The sequence below is a fragment of the Pseudomonas sp. PvP025 genome (genome assembly GCF_017832155.1).
GTDB lineage: Bacteria > Pseudomonadota > Gammaproteobacteria > Pseudomonadales > Pseudomonadaceae > Aquipseudomonas.
This window is the reverse complement of the sequence record NZ_JAFIBJ010000001.1, coordinates 2576635-2593856: the sequence shown is the minus strand read 5'-3', so window position 1 is coordinate 2593856 and position 17222 is coordinate 2576635. Positions and strand designations below refer to the sequence as shown.

At 56.7% G+C, this 17222-nt stretch carries 18 protein-coding genes and 1 tRNA gene; 13 read left to right on the top strand and 6 right to left on the bottom strand.

The window, feature by feature from the left end; all coding sequences use genetic code 11:
- The first annotated feature begins 6 nt into the window (after positions 1–6).
- The 10 genes from JOE32_RS10820 (at position 7) to JOE32_RS10775 (ending at position 8151) form a co-directional block, all read left to right on the top strand.
- Positions 7–369, top strand: a complete 363-nt coding sequence (locus JOE32_RS10820; protein WP_209983896.1) for a DUF4398 domain-containing protein — start codon at positions 7–9, stop codon at positions 367–369.
- Positions 366–1175, top strand: coding sequence for an OmpA family protein (locus JOE32_RS10815; protein WP_209983894.1), 810 nt, complete (start codon positions 366–368; stop codon positions 1173–1175). The genes JOE32_RS10820 and JOE32_RS10815 overlap by 4 nt, the downstream gene beginning before the upstream one ends.
- Positions 1176–1448: 273 nt before the next feature.
- The gene (locus JOE32_RS10810) at positions 1449–2888 is read left to right on the top strand and encodes a PLP-dependent aminotransferase family protein (protein WP_209983892.1); all 1440 of its coding nucleotides are present in this window, start codon (positions 1449–1451) and stop codon (positions 2886–2888) included.
- Between the two features lie 104 nt (positions 2889–2992).
- Positions 2993–3466: a translation initiation factor 2 gene (locus JOE32_RS10805; RefSeq protein ID WP_209983888.1), complete on the top strand. Its 474-nt coding sequence runs from the start codon at positions 2993–2995 to the stop codon at positions 3464–3466.
- 159 nt (positions 3467–3625) lie between these two features.
- On the top strand, positions 3626–3880 hold the full coding sequence (locus JOE32_RS10800; RefSeq protein ID WP_209983886.1) for a YkgJ family cysteine cluster protein: 255 nt from the start codon (positions 3626–3628) through the stop codon (positions 3878–3880).
- 41 nt (positions 3881–3921) lie between these two features.
- Positions 3922–4527 carry an START domain-containing protein gene (locus tag JOE32_RS10795; RefSeq protein WP_209983884.1) on the top strand — a complete coding sequence of 202 codons (606 nt, stop codon included), beginning with the start codon at positions 3922–3924 and terminating at the stop codon, positions 4525–4527.
- 103 nt (positions 4528–4630) lie between these two features.
- Positions 4631–4867, top strand: a complete 237-nt coding sequence (locus tag JOE32_RS10790) for a hypothetical protein (protein ID WP_209983882.1) — start codon at positions 4631–4633, stop codon at positions 4865–4867.
- Between the two features lie 214 nt (positions 4868–5081).
- Entirely contained in the window at positions 5082–5423 is a 342-nt protein-coding gene (locus JOE32_RS10785) for a ribonuclease E inhibitor RraB (RefSeq protein WP_057009243.1), read from the top strand.
- Positions 5424–5823: 400 nt separating this feature from the next.
- Positions 5824–7233 (top strand): circularly permuted type 2 ATP-grasp protein, encoded by a 1410-nt coding sequence (locus tag JOE32_RS10780; protein WP_209983880.1) that lies wholly within the window; start codon positions 5824–5826, stop codon positions 7231–7233.
- A gap of 114 nt (positions 7234–7347) precedes the next feature.
- Complete coding sequence (locus tag JOE32_RS10775) at positions 7348–8151, top strand: transglutaminase family protein (protein WP_209983878.1); 804 nt, start codon at positions 7348–7350, stop codon at positions 8149–8151.
- 25 nt (positions 8152–8176) lie between these two features.
- On the opposite strand, the gene JOE32_RS10770 is transcribed toward JOE32_RS10775, so the two are convergent.
- Positions 8177–8983 carry a cytochrome c gene (locus JOE32_RS10770; protein WP_209983876.1) on the bottom strand — a complete coding sequence of 269 codons (807 nt, stop codon included), beginning with the start codon at positions 8981–8983 and terminating at the stop codon, positions 8177–8179.
- Positions 8984–9700: 717 nt separating this feature from the next.
- Between JOE32_RS10770 and JOE32_RS10765 the strand changes: the two genes are divergently transcribed.
- The gene (locus tag JOE32_RS10765) at positions 9701–10423 is read left to right on the top strand and encodes an amidotransferase (protein WP_209983874.1); all 723 of its coding nucleotides are present in this window, start codon (positions 9701–9703) and stop codon (positions 10421–10423) included.
- Here the strand turns inward: JOE32_RS10765 and JOE32_RS10760 are convergent.
- The 3 genes from JOE32_RS10760 to JOE32_RS10750 all read right to left on the bottom strand — a co-directional run bounded on the left by JOE32_RS10760 (position 10420) and on the right by JOE32_RS10750 (position 13127).
- Positions 10420–11391, bottom strand: coding sequence for a magnesium and cobalt transport protein CorA (locus JOE32_RS10760; protein WP_209983872.1), 972 nt, complete (start codon positions 11389–11391; stop codon positions 10420–10422). The genes JOE32_RS10765 and JOE32_RS10760 overlap by 4 nt on opposite strands.
- An 88-nt stretch (positions 11392–11479) precedes the next feature.
- Positions 11480–12220, bottom strand: a complete 741-nt coding sequence (locus JOE32_RS10755; RefSeq protein ID WP_209983869.1) for a 1-acylglycerol-3-phosphate O-acyltransferase — start codon at positions 12218–12220, stop codon at positions 11480–11482.
- 214 nt (positions 12221–12434) lie between these two features.
- A complete protein-coding gene (locus tag JOE32_RS10750; protein WP_209983866.1) occupies positions 12435–13127 on the bottom strand; it encodes a crotonase/enoyl-CoA hydratase family protein in 693 nt (230 codons plus the stop codon).
- 319 nt (positions 13128–13446) lie between these two features.
- On the opposite strand from JOE32_RS10750, the gene JOE32_RS10745 reads away from it, so the two are divergent.
- Positions 13447–13536: transfer RNA gene (locus JOE32_RS10745), tRNA-Ser, on the top strand.
- A 162-nt stretch (positions 13537–13698) separates the two neighbouring features.
- A complete protein-coding gene (locus JOE32_RS10740) occupies positions 13699–13953 on the top strand; it encodes a hypothetical protein (protein WP_245229012.1) in 255 nt (84 codons plus the stop codon).
- A gap of 79 nt (positions 13954–14032) precedes the next feature.
- Here the strand turns inward: JOE32_RS10740 and JOE32_RS10735 are convergent, their stop codons facing one another.
- Together JOE32_RS10735 and JOE32_RS10730 are read right to left on the bottom strand one after the other, a co-directional pair.
- Entirely contained in the window at positions 14033–15847 is a 1815-nt protein-coding gene (locus JOE32_RS10735; protein ID WP_209983864.1) for an NACHT domain-containing protein, read from the bottom strand.
- A gap of 206 nt (positions 15848–16053) precedes the next feature.
- A complete protein-coding gene (locus JOE32_RS10730; RefSeq protein ID WP_209983862.1) occupies positions 16054–17217 on the bottom strand; it encodes a DUF3596 domain-containing protein in 1164 nt (387 codons plus the stop codon).
- Positions 17218–17222 lie beyond the last annotated feature (5 nt).

Genomic DNA, 17222 nt, shown 5'->3' with positions numbered 1-17222 from the left:
TTTTCAGTGATTTTTCGACCTCTTTTAGCGGCACTCGCCGCTGTCGCTCTGGCGGGATGTGCAACCGATCCCGCGCCGAATGAACAGCTGCGCCTGACCCGGCAAGCGCTTGAGCAAGCCAGCGCGGTCGGCGCCGTCGCCGAGGAGTCGGCCGAATTGAAACTGGCCGAAGACAAATTCGCCCGGGCCGAGGCCGACATGGCCGACCAGTCCTACAAGGACGCGCGCATGCAGGCCGAGCAAGCCGAACTGGATGCCCGCCTGGCCGAAGCCCAGGTGCTGACTCGCAAGAGCCAGGAGCAACTGAACGTGCTCAACACTCGCATCACCCGCTTGCGCAAGCAATTGCAGTTGGGGGAAGCCCAATGAGCCGGCTGCTCCGTGGGATGAGCGCCGTGCTGCTGGCCGGCGCCATGTTGGGTGGCTGTGCCACCCATCCGAACAGCGAGCAGGCCCTGCAGCAGGCGGCCGGCGATTTCCAGAAGGTCAAGGAAGACGCCAATGTGCTGCGCTTCGCGCCCAAGGATGTGATCCGTGCCGGGGAGTCGCTGGCCCGTGCCGACCGCCTGTCCAGCTACTGGGGCAGCGGCGCCGATGTGGAGCATTACGCCTACCTGAGCCGTCGCTACAGCGCGATTGCCCGGCAACATACCGAGCAGGGGCTCAACGCAGAGCGCGGCGCGAAGCTGGAACTGGAGCGCCAGCGCCTGCAACTGGCCCTGCGCGAAAGCAAGCTGTCGAGCGTGCAACAGCAGGGCAAGTGGCTCGAAGAGCAGATCACCAGCCTCGCCACCCAGACCGACCGCGGCCTGGTGATGACCCTGGGGGACGTGCTGTTCGACACCGGTGACGCGGAGCTAAAAAACTCGGCCAACCGCACAGTGCTGAAAATCGTGCAGTTCCTGCAACTGAACCCCAAGCGCGTGGTGCGTATTGAGGGGTATGCGGACAACACCGGCGGCGAGCAGGAAAACCTCAGGCTGTCCCGCGAGCGTGCACAATCGGTGGCCGATGTGCTGGTGGACCTGGGTATCGATGAAAAACGCATTCAGGTTGAGGGGTATGGCGACCAGTACCCGGTAGAGGCCAACGCCTCCGAGCGGGGCAGGGCGCAGAATCGCCGCGTGGAAATCGTCTTCTCCGACGCGAAGGGCCAATTGGGCGCTGCTCGCTAGGCGCCTGGCGCAGGTCAAAATGTGGGAGGGGGCTTGCTCCCGATAGCGGTGGTTCAGTCAACTTCTTTGACGACTGACACGCTGCTATCGGGAGCAAGCCCCCTCCCACATTTGTTTTGAGGTACAGCTGAAAGCTCTATCCTAAACCCTTACAGTTTTTGCTGTCACTGCCGCGCGGCCTCGACTATTGTGGCAACTGTCCCCGTACACTTCTAAACTGTGCCGGTATGTTCTACACAAAAATAAAACGCCCGTGAAATCGAGTGCTGCGTCATGACCAATCTGTTGCTTTACCAACGTATCGCCCAGCAACTGGCTGAGGACATCCGGCGCGGAGTCTATCAACCGGGGGAGCGTGTGCCTTCGGTGCGCAAGATGAGTTCCCAGCTCAACGTGAGTCACGCCACGGTCTTGCAGGCCTATGCCAACCTGGAAGACCAGGGGCTGATCAGGGCGCGGCCACAGTCCGGCTATTACGTGCACCAGACGCCCGCGCTCACCGCGCCGACGCCGGATATCGCACGGGTCGAACGCCCGGGGCTGGTCACCCGCAGCAGCATCATTCAACAGGTATTGGGCGAGTCGCGCCGCGAAGGCGTGTTTCCCCTTGGCGCCGCGGTGCCGAGTGTCGACTACCTGCCGGTGCGAGCACTGCACCAGCAGTTGGCCAAGGTCACGCGCTTCCAGAGCCCACGGGCCTTCAGCTACATGTTCAGCCCCGGTTTCGAGCCGCTGCGCCGCCAGGTGGCGATCCGCATGCGTGATGCCGGCGTGGTGATTGACCCATCCGAAGTGGTGATCACCCATGGCTGCGTCGACGCGTTGCAGATGTCCCTGCGCGTACTGACCCGTCCCGGCGACCTGATCGCCGCCGAGTCGCCGACCTATTACGGCTTGCTGCAACTGGCCGATCTGCTCGGCCTCAAAGTGATCGAAATTCCCAGCGACCCCTCCACCGGTATGAGCCTGGAAGCCCTGCAGCTGGCGGCCAACCAATGGTCGATCAAGGCGCTGGTGCTGACCACACGCTTGAGCAACCCGCTGGGTGGCACCATGCCCGAAGAGCGGCAGAAGCAACTGCTGCGTCTGGCCTCGGATTTCGATATCCAGATTGTCGAGGACGATATCTACGGCGAGTTGATGTTCGAACTGGGCCGCACCAAGGCGCTGAAAGCCTATGACCGCCTGGACCGGGTCATTTACTGCTCGAGCTTCTCCAAGACGCTGTCGCCCGGTGTGCGCATTGGCTGGATGATTGCCGGTAAATATCAGCAGGAGATCCAGCGCCTGCAGATGTTCAGTACCCACTCGGCGTGCAGCGTCACGCAGATGGGCGTCGCCGCATACCTGGAGAACGGTGGCTATGACCGCCACCTGCGCTACATCCGTCAGGAATACCGCAAGAACCTCAGCGCTTTCCAGCTGGCAGTGCAGCAGTACTTCCCTGAAGGCACGCAGATGACCCGGCCTACCGGCGGTTTTATCCTGTGGGTCAGCTTGCCGGGGCGCGTCAATACTCAGGAGTTGCATGTGCGCGCCCTGCAACAGGGCATCAGCATTGCGCCCGGGTTGATTTTCAGCAATACAGAACAGTTCAACCATTGCATTCGGCTCAACTGTGGCACGCCATGGAACCGCGAAGCAGAGCGGGCGCTGATGACCCTGGGGATGCTGGCCAGCCAATTATGCCAGGAGACCAGCGCCGGTCTCTGAGGCGCAGAACCGGGACAATTCCTGCACGGGTGTGATTGCCGCGCTTGTCATGCTGCGCACAACAAGCGAGCATATGGCCTTCTGCCGTTAATGCTGTTGGCGATATGAATTCGATTTTTCGCGCTGTAGGGATGATTGGCCTGTTAACGCTGTGCAATGTCGGCGTCTTAATGGCGGCCGCGCCCGTATCGGACACCAGGTCTGCGCCAAGTGCCGAACAGGCGGCCTCCACGAAAAAAACGGCAGAGGCCAGGAAAGCCACGGTCGCCAAGAAAAAGCGCGCCTCGGCCAGAAAAAAATCCAGATCAGCTCGTGAGGTCGCCCAGACTAAACTGCCACCGGCACAACTGGACCTGTCGCTGCCGTCCGACATGGTCAGGCATTTACAGCCTATCGGTACCATGCCCAAGCCCAAAAGCGTACCGCTGCTACCGCCGATGTTCGGCGACAAGCCCACCGATAACAGCGCGTTTCAGATCAACGGCCGCTTGCTCAGCAATGAGATGAAGCTGCAACTGCGCAACGAAGAACGCCGTGATGTTGAAGGTGCGGCGCTGGATTTCGAATTCAAGCAATAACTATTGCGCACATGTGAGGCGCTGGATCGACCATTTGTCGCGGACTGGTCAGTCACTTGTCTTTTCCGTGAAAAACCCTTGTTGGACCGTTTTAAAACGGTTGTTCAGGGGCGTACCCTAGCTCCGCCATCCCATTGAGTCGTCGAGGACCTGCCGGTCATGAAATGCCGTGAAGGCTGTGGTGCTTGCTGCATCGCCCCCTCTATCAGTTCGCCATTACCCGGAATGCCCAAGGGCAAGCCGGCGGGCGAACGCTGCCTGCACCTGTCGGTCGAACAGCTATGCCAGCTGTTCGGCAAGCCCGAGCGCCCGGCGGTGTGCAGTGACTTCAAGGCGGATCTGGAGGTGTGCGGCACCGACCAGGCTGATGCAATCCGGCTGATCGGCTGGTGGGAACAGATGACGGCGGCTTGATGGGCTTTACTCTCGGAACTTCAACAATAAGGAATACAACGATGGGTTCGCTGAAACGAATGGCTGTGCTGTGCGGTTTCACGGTGTTGTTCGCGGCCACCGCGCAGGCCGAGGACTGGCAGGTGGCCAAGGACGAAGACGGCATCAAAGTGTCCCTGAGCGAGGTTGCCGGCTCCAAGTACAAGGCCTATCGCGGTGTCACCCTGATCAAGGCGCCCGTGGCGAAAATCCAGGCCCTGCAGGAAGACGTCGCCGCTGCCTGTTCATGGATTCACGAATGCAAATCCCAGAAGCTGGTGGACAAGAAGGGCGATGAGGCCTGGACCTACACCCAGTTCAACGCACCGTTCCCGGTGACTGACCGTGATTCCTACACCCACATCACCACCACCAAAAACGCCGATGGCGGTATAACGCGCACATTGCAGGGCGTGCCGACCTACAAGCCGGAAGAAAAAGGCTACGTGCGCGTGGCGCAGGTCGAGGGTTTCTGGAAGCTCGTACCCAAGGGCGATAACCAGACCGAGGTCACCTATCAGGTGCACACGGAGCCGGGCGGCAGCGTGCCCTCCTGGTTGGCCAACAAGTTCGTGGTGGACGCGCCGTTCAACACCTTGAAAGCCCTCAAGGAACACGCCGAGAAATAACCGCTGTCGATCAGGTGCCTGCGGCCTTGAGTGGAACGTTTGACGAGCCCTCAAGGTCCAGATGGATGTGAGCCCACACATGGGTTTTATCGAGGAGGCACCGATGCAAATGTGGCAAATTACCTTCGTTGACGATCACGGTGTGCAGGCCGTGGAGCAGTTCGACTGCGACCACAAGCCCAGCCTCGAAGATGCGGCGCACATGATTCGCAACAAACTCGTGCCGGTCGCCGCCGAACTCGACCTCAACGACCTTGAGGGCCGTAAGCCGGAGCCTACGGTCAAGATCCTCAAAGACCAGAACAGTATCCAGATCCTCGACATTTCGCCCGCCGCCTGAACATTCCCTGTTTGCCAGTGCAACCCCTCTGGTGGAGGTGATAGCTTCGCGCTACTCTGCAAGCGAGATCAGCGAATGATTCGCTAGGTACTGGTCTTGTCAGCTACATGCTTGTTTTCCCTGCGGTGCAGTCATTGCCGTGGTGCTCGCGCCAGCAGCTCGCGGGCTTCGGGAGGCACGGAAAGTCTATCCATCGGTTTTAGGAGGACGTTTCATGAGCACAGCCTATCAAGAAGACATCAGCACCCACGTCCTACGCCGCATGAAAGAAGGCGGTTTTGACTTTTCACGGTTTCACCCCATCGAGTTCTACGCGATTTTCCCGGATGAAGAACGGGCGCGCAGGGCGGCGGGTGAGTTTCGCGGCGAGTCCCTGAATGCCCAGGTTAGCGCGCGCGATGACGGCGCCTGGTATCTGGAATTGAGCAAGATCATGTCAGCCACCTACGACGGCATAGGAGACTTCGAGCAGGACTTTGAAGCGGTGGTCGAGCCGTTGGGCGGGATCATTGAAGGATGGGGCGTCAAGCAGGAGGTGCGTGGGTTACCCATGTAGCCGTTTGCACAAGCACAGCGTATCGGCTGACCTTTGGGTCGGCCGATTTTGTTTGTGCCGTGGGAAAACGCTGCGCGGGTTTTTCGAAAGCAAAAAAAAGCCACCCAAGTCGGGTGGCCTAAAGGGAAGATCGTTGCGCTGAAACTGTAGGACGCGTCCTGTTCAGCAGATGTTGGCGATTATCCGCAGCTTGCGCCGCGCAGTGAAATCAAGTCTGACTATGCTGTTGATAGTAAAACGCCGCCTTGCGATGAAGCAGGCGACCATGCGCTGGGTATTCTGTGCACCAGGACGGTGCTGGCAGATCCCGGCGGCCATTCAACTCACTGATGTTCAAGTGTTTATGCCGCTGGCACGGGCCTTGCGATAGTGCTCGTGTCCGGGTGACAAGGAGTTCGGCATGATCCGCACTTATTTCGACGAAATGTACGACGGGGCAGGGCAGGTACGCCCCCATTACCGCGAATTCGCCCGTTGGCTGGCGCTGACCCCGCCCGAACTGCTGGCCCAGCGTCGGCGCGAAGCCGATTTGCTGTTTCACCGTGCGGGTATCACCTTCACCCTCTATGGCGACGAGCAAGGCACTGAACGCCTGATTCCCTTCGACATCATCCCCCGCAGCATTCCGGCCAGTGAATGGCAGATTGTCGAGCGCGGCTGCATCCAGCGGGTCAAGGCGCTGAACCTGTTTCTTGCCGACCTGTATCACGAACAGCGCATTATCAAGGCGGGCATCATTCCCGCCGAACAGGTACTGGCCAACGAGCAATACCAACTGGCCATGCAGGGTCTGAATCTGCACCGTGACCTGTATTCACACGTCTCCGGGGTTGATCTCGTACGCGATGGCGACGGCACTTATTACGTACTGGAAGACAACCTGCGTACACCCAGCGGTGTCAGCTACATGCTCGAAGACCGCAAGATGATGATGCGCCTGTTTCCCGAACTGTTTGCCGCCCAGCGCATTGCACCGATCGATCATTACCCCAACCTGCTGCTCGACACGCTCAAGAGCGCCAGCCCCATCGACAACCCCAGCGTTGTGGTACTGACTCCGGGACGCTTCAACAGCGCCTTCTTCGAACACGCGTTCCTGGCCAGGGAAATGGGCGTTGAGCTGGTGGAAGGCGCCGACCTGTTCGTGCGCGATGACCACGTGTTCATGCGCACCACCGACGGGCCCAAGGCCGTGGATGTGATCTACCGTCGCCTTGATGACGCGTTTCTCGATCCGTTGGCATTCAACCCCGATTCCATGCTCGGTGTGCCCGGTCTGCTCGCGGCCTATCGCTGTGGCAATGTGGTGCTGGCCAACGCGATTGGCACTGGCGTGGCGGATGACAAGTCGGTGTACCCCTTCGTTACCCAGATGATCCGTTTTTACCTGGATGAAGAACCGATCCTGAAGAATGTGCCAACCTTTCAATGCCGCAAGCCTGACGAATTGTCCCACGTGCTGGCCAACCTGCCGCACTTGGTGGTCAAGGAAACCCAGGGCTCCGGCGGCTACGGCATGCTGGTCGGGCCGGCATCCAGCGCCGCCGAAATCGAAGCCTTTCGCGCACGCATCAAAGCCAAGCCCCACGCTTATATCGCCCAGCCGACCCTGTGTTTATCCACGTGCCCGACCTTCGTCGACAACGGCATCGCCCCGCGCCATATCGACCTGCGCCCGTTCGTGCTGTCCGGCAAGGAAACCCGCGTGGTGCCCGGCGGCTTGACGCGTGTGGCGCTGCGCGAGGGCTCGCTGGTGGTCAACTCGTCCCAGGGTGGCGGCACCAAGGACACCTGGGTGGTGGAGGACTGATGCCATGTTGAATCGAGCTGCCTTGCACCACCTGCGGGGAAACCTCCACGCCACCTTCATCCCCTCGGTGCGCCAGTGGGGCGACGCCATTTACGGTTCCTGCACGGAGGCCCCATGAGACTTTCCATCAGTCACGAAACCACCTACCACTACGAAGACCAGGTGCGCGCCAGCATCCAGTACCTGCGCCTTACACCCCACGACAGCGAGCGCCAGCAGGTCATCAGTTGGCAGCTCGACCTGCCGCGCCCGGTGCGCGCCCAGGTGGACCCGTTCGGCAACATTCTGCATGTGCTGACCCTGGATGAACCCCACGATGCAATCGTTATCCGTGCTCGCGGCCAGGTGGATATCGACGAGCTGCGTGAAGCGGAGCACGAGGGCCAGTCGGCATTTCCTTTCCTGCGCTGCACCCGCCTGACCGAGCCGGACGAGGCTCTGCGCGGCTTTGCCGACCAGCACTGTCACCAACGTCGTGACCGCAGCGCGTTGATCGACCTGATGCACGCGCTCAACCAGACCATGGTTTACACGCCCGGCGCCACCGAGGTCGATACCTGCGCGGCCCAGGCCTTCGCTGGCGGGGCGGGCGTGTGCCAGGATCATACCCACGCGTTCCTGGCCTGCGCGCGCAGCCTGGGGATTCCGGCGCGTTATGTGTCGGGGTATTTATACAGCGAAGACAGCACGCACCTGGCCAGTCACGCCTGGGCCGAAGCCTGGCTGGAAGGCGCGTGGTACAGCTTTGACGTGACCAACCAGATGGCGCGGCCGGAGCGGCACCTCAAGCTGGCGGTGGGCCTGGACTACCTCGACGCGTGCCCGGTGCGCGGCATGCGCCGGGGCGGCGGGCAAGAGCAGATGCACGCCAAGGTGTTGGTGATGCCGACGCCGGTAATCGCTGTGCAGCAGCAATAATCGCACTGTTCCCACAGCATAAAACTCAGGGTTGGGATTTACGCCCGGCCATGTGCTTCAAATACCCCACCAGCAAATCCAGTTCGCTGTCGGGCAACACATTGGCGGCGAACGCCGGCATCTTCGCCTGTGGCCAGTGCCGCACGCTTTGCGGGTCGCGAATATAGTGCTTGAGAAAATCGCCGCTGAAATACTCGGTGGGGCTGTAGGGAATATTCAGGTCCGGGCCCACCTCTGCATCCCCGGCGCCATTGAGCCGATGGCAGGCCAGGCAGTTTTTCTGGAACAGCGCAAAGCCCTGGTTGATCGGATCATTCGCCGCCAGCTTCGGGTCGGGCAATAACGCCGGGAAACGCTCGGCCACGGTCTTCAACTGTTTGATCCGGGAAACCTGAAACGGCCACTGCTCCGGGCTGATCGGTCCCGCCTGCGGGTCGGTCCACACCAGGTAAAAAGGCCCGGCGCCAGGTTTGCCTGACGTCAGGGGCGGCCAGGGGTGGGCCGGGTCTTCCACCGCCAGCCAGGCGCGGGCGCCGGTTGTTTCCAGCAGGGGCGCGGCGCTGAGTTCGGCCGCAAACCCATCCAGGGCGACCGCCTGCAGATGACTCTGCGGCGCAAGCCCCGGCAGCAGTACCGCCAGCGGCACTGCGCGATACGTCATGTCGCGCTTGTAGGAAACGTCATCAATGATGTGCACCGTCTGCGCATCCGGGTGTTCGAGCAGCTCGGCGGTCTGCCAGGTCTTGCTGGTGTGGTCCAGTTCGATGGTCAATTGCGCGGCGCCGGCTGGCACGCTGAGCAGCAGGGCGAACAGCGCAAGGATCGTTTTCAACAGTGAGTCCGTTTTCAAGTGGCGATGACCTGCAAGATAGCGGAAATCAGCATGTAAAAAGACAGCCCCTGCAACGGGATCGCTATGCGCAATGCCTCGCAGGTGCTGTCAAAAACTGTAATTCTGATGCGGTGGGTGCACAGAACTCGTGGCTCGGATCGTTACCCGATAACCTTGGTTAAATTGGGCAGGATCAAAATCAATGTGGTGGCGAAAAGAATAAGTCCCGCCTGACGTACTTTCGAATGTTTGAACATGGCTGACTGCCTTTTGTTGTTATTCCTGAGCGTCAAATGCGTGCCGTTAAATTCAGTATCGCGATCTGGCGTGACATTTTTCTTACAGCTGCTCCAGCAAAACCCGGCAGCAACCTCTTACTGAGTTCAACCTTAGAGCGCTCGTTCTTGCAGTCTTAGACTCATTTCATATCAGATAATCGTAATTAGAGATTAAAAAGGCATAAGGCAGAACGCCATATTGGCGCCAATGCCTTGGCTAGACAGCTAAAACGATTAATCAGGTCATTCGCCCAGGTGCCTACCGTTCGTCCGGGCGCAGGGGGTCAAAGCAGTCAACGCATCCGCCATTGAAACCGTGTCAATCGGGCGTGAATAAAGGCGTACGGGGTGAATGCGCAGTTCTGCGCTTGCGTTGCAGGTATGTTTCAAGGCAGGCTCTGGGTGTTCATTATTCCCATCGCCGTGTCAGGTATTTTTTATGTCGCTACGCGTCTGCATTCTGGAAACCGATATCCTGCGCCCTGGCTTGATCGATCAGTACCAGGGTTATGGGCAGATGTTCAAGCGTCTGTTTTCCCGGCAGCCGATTGCTGCCGAGTTCGTCGTATACAACGTCGTGCAAGGCGAATACCCGCCGGATGACGAAACTTTTGATGCGTATCTGATCACCGGCAGCAAGGCCGATTCCTTCGGCACCGACCCCTGGATCCAGACCCTCAAAACGTATGTGCTGGAGCGTTACGCGCGCGGCGATAAATTGCTCGGCATTTGTTTTGGTCACCAGTTATTGGCATTGCTGCTCGGCGGCAAGACCGAACGCGCAAGCCAGGGTTGGGGCATGGGCATCCACGATTACACGCTCGATGCCAAGGCCCCGTGGATGAGCCCCGAGGTGCCGGAACTGACCCTGCTGATCAGTCACCAGGACCAGGTCACCACGTTGCCGGCCAATGCCACGGTTATCGCCTCGAGTGAGTTCTGCCCCATCGCCGCGTATCACATCGGCGACCAGGTGCTGTGCTTCCAGGGCCACCCTGAGTTTGTCGCTGACTATTCGCGCGAGCTGCTGGAAATTCTTCAGACGACTCTTGGGGAAAAGGTCTACACCCAGGGCGTCGCAAGCCTTGAGCGAGACCACCACGGCGCGACCGTGGCGGAATGGATGATGCGCTTCGTGGCGCACAAACCCGAGTCGGCTTAAAGCCAGCCCGACCGCTTGAAGCTGGCCCACAGACTGATGCAGCCGGTGGCAATCAACCCGAGTACCGCGAAGTAGCCGTAGTGCCATTGCAGCTCGGGCATGTTCTGGAAGTTCATCCCATAAATCCCCGCCACCGCCGTGGGGAATGCCAGGATCGCCGCCCAGGCGGCGAACTTGCGCTGTACCACGCTCTGGCGTGACGCCTCCAGCAACACACCGATCTCGATGGTCTGGCTGGCGATATCGCGCAGGGTGGTAAGGTCTTCCATCTGCCGCGTCACGTGGATCTGCACGTCCCGGAAGTACGGGCGCATGTTCTTGTCGATGAACGGGAAGCTCAGCTTCTGCAGTTCCTGGCTGATCTCCACCATCGGCGCCACATGGCGCTTGAGTCGCAGCACATCGCGGCGCAGGCCGTGGATCTTCTGGATATCGCGCTCGCTCAGCGAGCTGCACAGCACGTTGCGCTCCAGCTCATCGATCTCGGCATGGATCGCCTCGCTCACGGGCTGATAGTTCTCGGTGACGAAATCCAGCAGCGCATAGAGTACGAAATCTTCCCCATGCTCCAGCAACAGCGGCCGCGCCTCACAGCGCTGACGCACAAAGCCGTAGGACGCCGAGTGACCGTTGCGCGCGGTGATGATGTAGCCATTGCCGGCAAAGATATGGGTTTCGATAAACTCCAGCTTGCCGTTCTCGCGCACCGGCGAGTAGGTGACGATAAACAGCGCATCGCCGAAGGTCTCGAGCTTCGGGCGGCTGTGCTTTTCCATCGCATCTTCGATTGCCAGTTCGTGCAGGTTGAACTGGCGTTGCAGGTTGGTCAGCTCCAGGGTGGTGGGCTCTTCCAGCCCGATCCATACAAAATGACCCGGTTTGGCGGCCCAGGCCGCGCCTTCATCAAGGGTGATATCCGTGACTTTCTTGCCATCGCTGTAGACGGCGGCTGCAACAACTCTACCCATGATGCTGATCACTTCTATCGTGAGGACAGGAGTTGGGCAGCTTAGTCTGATTGACGTTCCGTTGTTGCTCGATGACATTTCACGTCGTTCAGGTGTTCTTCAGGAGCGCGTGCTCTGCAATGTCACGGTCCATCTGCGCGATGCATTCATCCATCTGCGTCTGACATGCTTGCATCAAGGCCGGAATGTCATCCGTCGTCAGACCAATCGTAGGAATCGGCGGCAACGACCGTATGAGTACATCGCCACTGTTCCAGTGATTGAGTTGCATATGCGTGACGTAATTGCTCACGCACACCTGCACCACCGGCACACCCGCGGCAATCGCCATGTGAAAGGCGCCTTTCTTGAACGGCAATAAACCCTTGCCCAGATTTCGCGTGCCCTCCGGGAACACCCAGATCGACGTGTCTTCATGTTGCAGGGTACGCGTGGTGGTGAGCATCGCCCGGCGCGCCTTGTGCGCATTGCCCCGGTCGATCAGCACATTGCCCGCCAGCCAGAACAGCTGGCCGAACAGCGGCACCCATTTCAGGCTCTTCTTGGCGATACACACGGTACGGTGGGGCACCACGGTGCCCAGCACAAACAGGTCGTAGTTGGACTGATGATTGGCGATCACCACGCAGGGCCCCGGTTTCTGACGCAGCGAGTCGACGTTCGCCTTTACATTCAGGCGCAGGATCCACATCGCCGGCACTGCGTACAGGCGGGCACACAAGCGACTGTTGTCCGGATTGAATGGCCGGCAAATACCCAACAGCACGCCTAGCACACCGGCGACCATAAAGTGCAGACCCATCAACAACATACGTAACAGAAACAGCATCGACACGGCCCATCGAGACAAAAGGTGGCGCAGTGTACGGATGTGCACTGTATTCGGCAATTGACCCTAAGGACGTCGGAGATAGCCGATGTTTAAGCACATGTTTCAACGATCGCTGACAAACCCCTTCTAGAGCGGCTAGGAAAGTTTCGGGTTCTCTTGTAAGAAAAAGCCCGACACGAGGTCGGGCTTCGGTGAGCGCTGTGCAGGAGGCTTAACTGAGGCCGTGGCTCTGGTCCTGGATGATTGCCTCATCCAGTGCCTCCAGCAGTGCCTTGCGTACCTTCAATTTGGTCTGCTTGTGCGCAGTCATATTGATCTTTTTCAACTGCCGCGCCGCTTCCAGGGCCGCCGCGTGCAATTCCTCAGGAGCCACCACCTTGTCGAGGAAACCCGCTTGCAGCGCACCTTGCGGGTCAAACATCTCGGCGTTGATCACCGAGCGGTGAAAGGCCGACTTGCGCAGACGGTCCCGCGCCAGCTCGATACCGGCGTGGTGCATGGTCATGCCGATCGCCACTTCGTTCAGGCCAATGCTGAACGGGCCCTCCACGCCGATCCGATAATCCGCCGACAGCAGCAGGAACGCGCCCTTGGCCACCGCATGCCCGGGGCACGCGACAATCACCGGGAACGGATGCGACAACAGGCGCCGCGCCAGCGTCGAACCGGAAGTTACCAGGCCGATGGCTTCCTTGGGGCCTGCGGTCATTACCTTCAAATCATAACCCCCCGACAGAATGCCCGGCGTTCCGGTGATAACCACCACCGCGCGATCCTTCTCGGCCTGATCCAGCGCCTCATTAAAAGCGCTGACCACCGCCGGAGAAATGGCATTCACCTTGCCGTTGCTCAAGGTCAGGGTCGCGATACCTTCTTCGAAGTGGTAGGCAATCAACTCACTCATGACGCGTTTCCTTGCAGGACTTGTTAGAGAAGAATGCAGCAGACGTTACCCACCACGCACGCCTCGGTAAAGCGCCGTGACTGACTACCCAGTCAGGCTTTTCCCACACCTGCAAGGGTAGATGGCCCGGAGCAGGGTGTGAAAGGCGAGTCAGAGCCATGCCACCAGTGCCCGAGAATGGCACAATCACCGCCCCCGTCGGGGACGTCCTGACGGAGCGGTCTAACCGCATGAAAATTCTGAAAAAAACCTTTGCCATCAGAAAGGCTTTCGACTACATTAGCGCGCCTCGACAGACTGAACTGGTTTGCCGAGATACGGTGAAGTGTCCGAGTGGCTTAAGGAGCACGCCTGGAAAGTGTGTATACAAGAAATTGTATCGAGAGTTCGAATCTCTCCTTCACCGCCACATTCATAAAACGCAAGCCCCTGATTTTCCTAGAGAAAGTCGGGGGTTTGTGGTTTTTGGCGTTCATAAAATAGGCTCATGGGACCACCATGGGACTGGTGCGCTGTTTTGGTGCTTGAAGAATTCTACTGAGTGATCGGGCTTCGTTTGTCGAACGACGCGATGAGCTACTCTTTCAAGACACTAATCAAGGACGGCTTGGTGAGTGATAATACGGAATCTAAAATTGTCACGGCAGATGCTCTTGCATTGCCCTTGCATAATCAGCACGCGCTTGCGACGGCAATCGAGGAATTAACGAAATGGCTCGCGGATAGCTGCGCGGAGGGTGTTGCCACCAACGCGATTACGGCAATGGAAGCTTTAGACCGTAACGCGGCACCCCTGAAGGACGCTATCATGCGCCTTCAAAGATAGCCGCCCTTGTAACCGGCCTGAGCGAGTCGAGTCAACTGTGCATTGACTTAAGATGCTTAGGGGGAAGTTAGCGATTGTTCTACGATTTTTTTCTATTGAAAATTAACTTTCGCTTGTCTTGCATTTCGACAACTTTTTGGGCGGTTGTTATTTGCTCTCGCAAGTCGTTCTCGAAGTCTTTTATTCTTTCATAGTAGTCGTCTGTTCCTAAAGCATCGAGTAAATATTTTATGTTGATTGTTACAGTTTTGTTTTTCTTGTGTATGGCTATGCTGCCTGATTTTTTTTTGTTGGAAATTAGCTTCACGCATTCTTCAGAGTTTACTAGTGAAAACGATGCCTGCATTAACGTGTTATCTATATGATTTTCCCAGGGGTCCACTAAAATGCTCATTGGTCCAAAGGATATAGGGGAGTAGTCTTTATCAAAAGTTACGCAGTAGTCGGGGTGCATGGAACTTACGAATTTTATCATTGCGGAGTCGCTACCGTCGCGAGTCAGTTCTTGCAGCTTTGCTAGAAAAGCAGGGCCTCCTTTCAAAATGTATTCCTTTGAATATCGGTAGCTATCTATAGTAGCCAAGAATCGTAAGACGTCGCCCCACTGTCTAAATCTATCTAAGCCTGCTTCTTCGTAAAAAAGTGTTGCAACTTCAGGTGACGAATGCTTTATGAAGGCTGCTGCATAATATTCAAGAATGCTTTTATGAAGGAATGTTACTTCGTTTACCCCGTCTTCCAGCATAAGGCATGCGACTTTGATTATGTCTTTTTTAAAGTTTGAAACGTCACATTCGCAGCCGTCAGCATAGTCCTGCGCTAAGTCAAAAGCTTCATTGAATTGTTCGCTTGTTAGTGATCTTCCAGCTCCTAATTGTATTGTCATAAAGCAGAATGCTTCGAAGAGCTGTTGTAGTTGGCGTTCTGAAAGCCCGCTGTAATGATCTCTCGAGAATCCAAGCTTCAATCGGTCATGGCGAGTGAAGACAACGTGAAACATTTTTTCAAAGAATTCGGGCAGTGTAGGCGGGATTTCTCTCTCGGCTTCATACACTAAAACTACTAAGGTCATCATTAGAGGTGTGCTTATTATTCCTCCGACGCTTGAGGACCGCTCAGCAATTGCATTTATTAGTTCGAATCTCTTGGTCGCTGTAACTTTTAATTTCCGTAAAAAAGGGTCGTAGTCTCCAGTGTGTAAGATGGATAAGTCTACGACCTTAAATCCGGAAACCAATTGTATATCGTTGTTAGGTCTGGATGAGATAATTATCCTCATGTCTTGATATCGGACTTGCATAAACTCTATTTCCTCTATTACGTCCTTTAATACGTCTGAAGAAATCTCGTCAAATCCGTCTAGAAGTAAAATAATTTTTCCGGAGGATGCTAAGTATTCGAATAGCTCTGGCGAGAATTCGAGGCCGACAGATTCAAAGAAACGACCGATAGATTGAAAGATGTTTTTTTTATTTGAGAGTGTTCTTAGTTCTAAAAATATAGGAATTGTGCAGTAGTCCTCATCCCGCATAGCGGTGGACGCTAGATAGCGCATGAATATAGATTTACCTTGCCCAACAATTCCTTGTATAACTAGATTGCCAGCGGGTAGCTGATTGATGTTTTTTACTTCTAGTTCTTCAAATTCGTCTTCTTTGCAAATTCTTGAAGGATAGTAAAATTCATATATTGATAATTCTTTGTCGGGTGACCATATCGTTTTCACGCTCTCGATCTTCAAAAGAGCTCGCGCTAGTTTTTTAGTTCCTGTTGCGATAGCAAGCTTTTGTAAGCTTTCCTTTACTTTTCCTTTGGCGCCTTTGTAGAGATCTGACACCACTGGACTTAGTGTGCGTGATAAAGTTGTTATGATTGCTGTGGAAACTGCCACCATATGCTTACGTCCTGTGTGTAGTTATGGGCTTGTTTTTTTAAACTTTGGGTGTGTGCGGGATTACTGGGTTATGGCCTAAAACCTGACGCGGCGCCTCAATTGGGTTTCACGTATGAGGCTAACCGCGAAAGATAATGAGCATAGCAGCCCATTTATCAGTGTGGTACTGACTTGAAGGTTATCGCAATGAGACATGACAGTATTATTCAAAGGCGGAGGGCCAATTCCAGCATTCCGATGACATCCGGCCCGTCATCACTGATCCATGTCCCGTAGTGCTGATGAATCATGTTGCTGTTGGTGTGGCCCATCTGCTCGGCGATCCAGTCGATCGAGGCCACACCCGTGGTCAGCAGTTGACTGGCGTAGGTATGTCGACATTGACCAGGCCCCCGATAACGGACGCCGGCTCCCAGCAAGTGCGCTTTGAAGAAGCGATCTCGAACCACGAAGTCATTGGCATGCGGCAGGCCGGTTTTGCTGTTCAGGAACACGAAGTGCAATGTATGTTTACGTACCGTTTTGTTGTCGCGCTCGACCACTTCCACGGTTTCCGCTTTATTGTTGCGGTTCATTGCATCAATTTTGCGCAAGGCATCCCACGCCGGTGCCAGCAGTCGGACTTTGCGCATCGAGCGCCGGGTTTTCGTCACTCGGTAAGCACCGCGTACCTTTGATCGGCGAAAGGTCACTATTCCTTGTTCTAGGTCGACATCCTCCCAAGCCAAAGCGATGGTTTCAGAAACCCGAGGACCGGCCCAAATCATGAATTGCACCATCAGCAACTCAAGCGTGCGGGAGGTCGGTGTTTCCAGGATCTTTTTGATTTCCGCCCGGGTAAACGGGTCTGGTGCCTCGGGATCGGGCAGGCGCACCATTAAACCCTCTGTAGGATCGTGTGCGACTTTCATCCTGGTGCGATACAGACGGAACACCTGGCGAACGTTGCTGATGATGTCGCGGATGGTCTTGTTTTTGAGGGTTTTTGAGAGGGTGCCCTGGATCCACTCCTGCAGGTCCAAGTGATCGATCGCATTGATCTGCACCTTGCCCCAGCGCGGTCTCACATGCACCTCGGCCTTGTTGGCGTAGCCTCGGTAGCTCGATGCCGCGACGCTGTTGGCTTTGATCCGCAACCAGATGTCCAGGTAATGGCCGAAGGTGTTTTCCACCAGCCGGGCTGAATTGGGGAAGTGGCGTGCGTAGTCAAAGGTGCCCGATTGGATTTCGTATTCGATTATAGCGAGCAAGCGTTTGGCCTGGGCGATGTTCGCCGGTGTGTTCCCTCCAGGTAACGATTCGCGACATTTTTCGCCGTCGTATTGAAAATAGATTCTCACGGAATTGCCGCGAGCTTCGACCCCACTCATGTAAA

Coding starts and splice junctions, on each gene's coding strand:
- JOE32_RS10780 (WP_209983880.1), top strand. CDS start 5,824: ATGATCCGCACTTATTTCGACGAAATGTACGACGGGGCAGGGCAGGTA.
- JOE32_RS10775 (WP_209983878.1), top strand. CDS start 7,348: ATGAGACTTTCCATCAGTCACGAAACCACCTACCACTACGAAGACCAG.
- JOE32_RS10740 (WP_245229012.1), top strand. CDS start 13,699: ATGAGCTACTCTTTCAAGACACTAATCAAGGACGGCTTGGTGAGTGAT.
- JOE32_RS10790 (WP_209983882.1), top strand. CDS start 4,631: ATGCAAATGTGGCAAATTACCTTCGTTGACGATCACGGTGTGCAGGCC.
- JOE32_RS10760 (WP_209983872.1), bottom strand. CDS start 11,391: ATGGGTAGAGTTGTTGCAGCCGCCGTCTACAGCGATGGCAAGAAAGTC.
- JOE32_RS10730 (WP_209983862.1), bottom strand. CDS start 17,217: ATGAGTGGGGTCGAAGCTCGCGGCAATTCCGTGAGAATCTATTTTCAA.
- JOE32_RS10785 (WP_057009243.1), top strand. CDS start 5,082: ATGAGCACAGCCTATCAAGAAGACATCAGCACCCACGTCCTACGCCGC.
- JOE32_RS10800 (WP_209983886.1), top strand. CDS start 3,626: ATGAAATGCCGTGAAGGCTGTGGTGCTTGCTGCATCGCCCCCTCTATC.
- JOE32_RS10815 (WP_209983894.1), top strand. CDS start 366: ATGAGCCGGCTGCTCCGTGGGATGAGCGCCGTGCTGCTGGCCGGCGCC.
- JOE32_RS10755 (WP_209983869.1), bottom strand. CDS start 12,220: ATGCTGTTTCTGTTACGTATGTTGTTGATGGGTCTGCACTTTATGGTC.
- JOE32_RS10735 (WP_209983864.1), bottom strand. CDS start 15,847: ATGGTGGCAGTTTCCACAGCAATCATAACAACTTTATCACGCACACTA.
- JOE32_RS10805 (WP_209983888.1), top strand. CDS start 2,993: ATGAATTCGATTTTTCGCGCTGTAGGGATGATTGGCCTGTTAACGCTG.
- JOE32_RS10810 (WP_209983892.1), top strand. CDS start 1,449: ATGACCAATCTGTTGCTTTACCAACGTATCGCCCAGCAACTGGCTGAG.
- JOE32_RS10795 (WP_209983884.1), top strand. CDS start 3,922: ATGGGTTCGCTGAAACGAATGGCTGTGCTGTGCGGTTTCACGGTGTTG.
- JOE32_RS10765 (WP_209983874.1), top strand. CDS start 9,701: ATGTCGCTACGCGTCTGCATTCTGGAAACCGATATCCTGCGCCCTGGC.
- JOE32_RS10750 (WP_209983866.1), bottom strand. CDS start 13,127: ATGAGTGAGTTGATTGCCTACCACTTCGAAGAAGGTATCGCGACCCTG.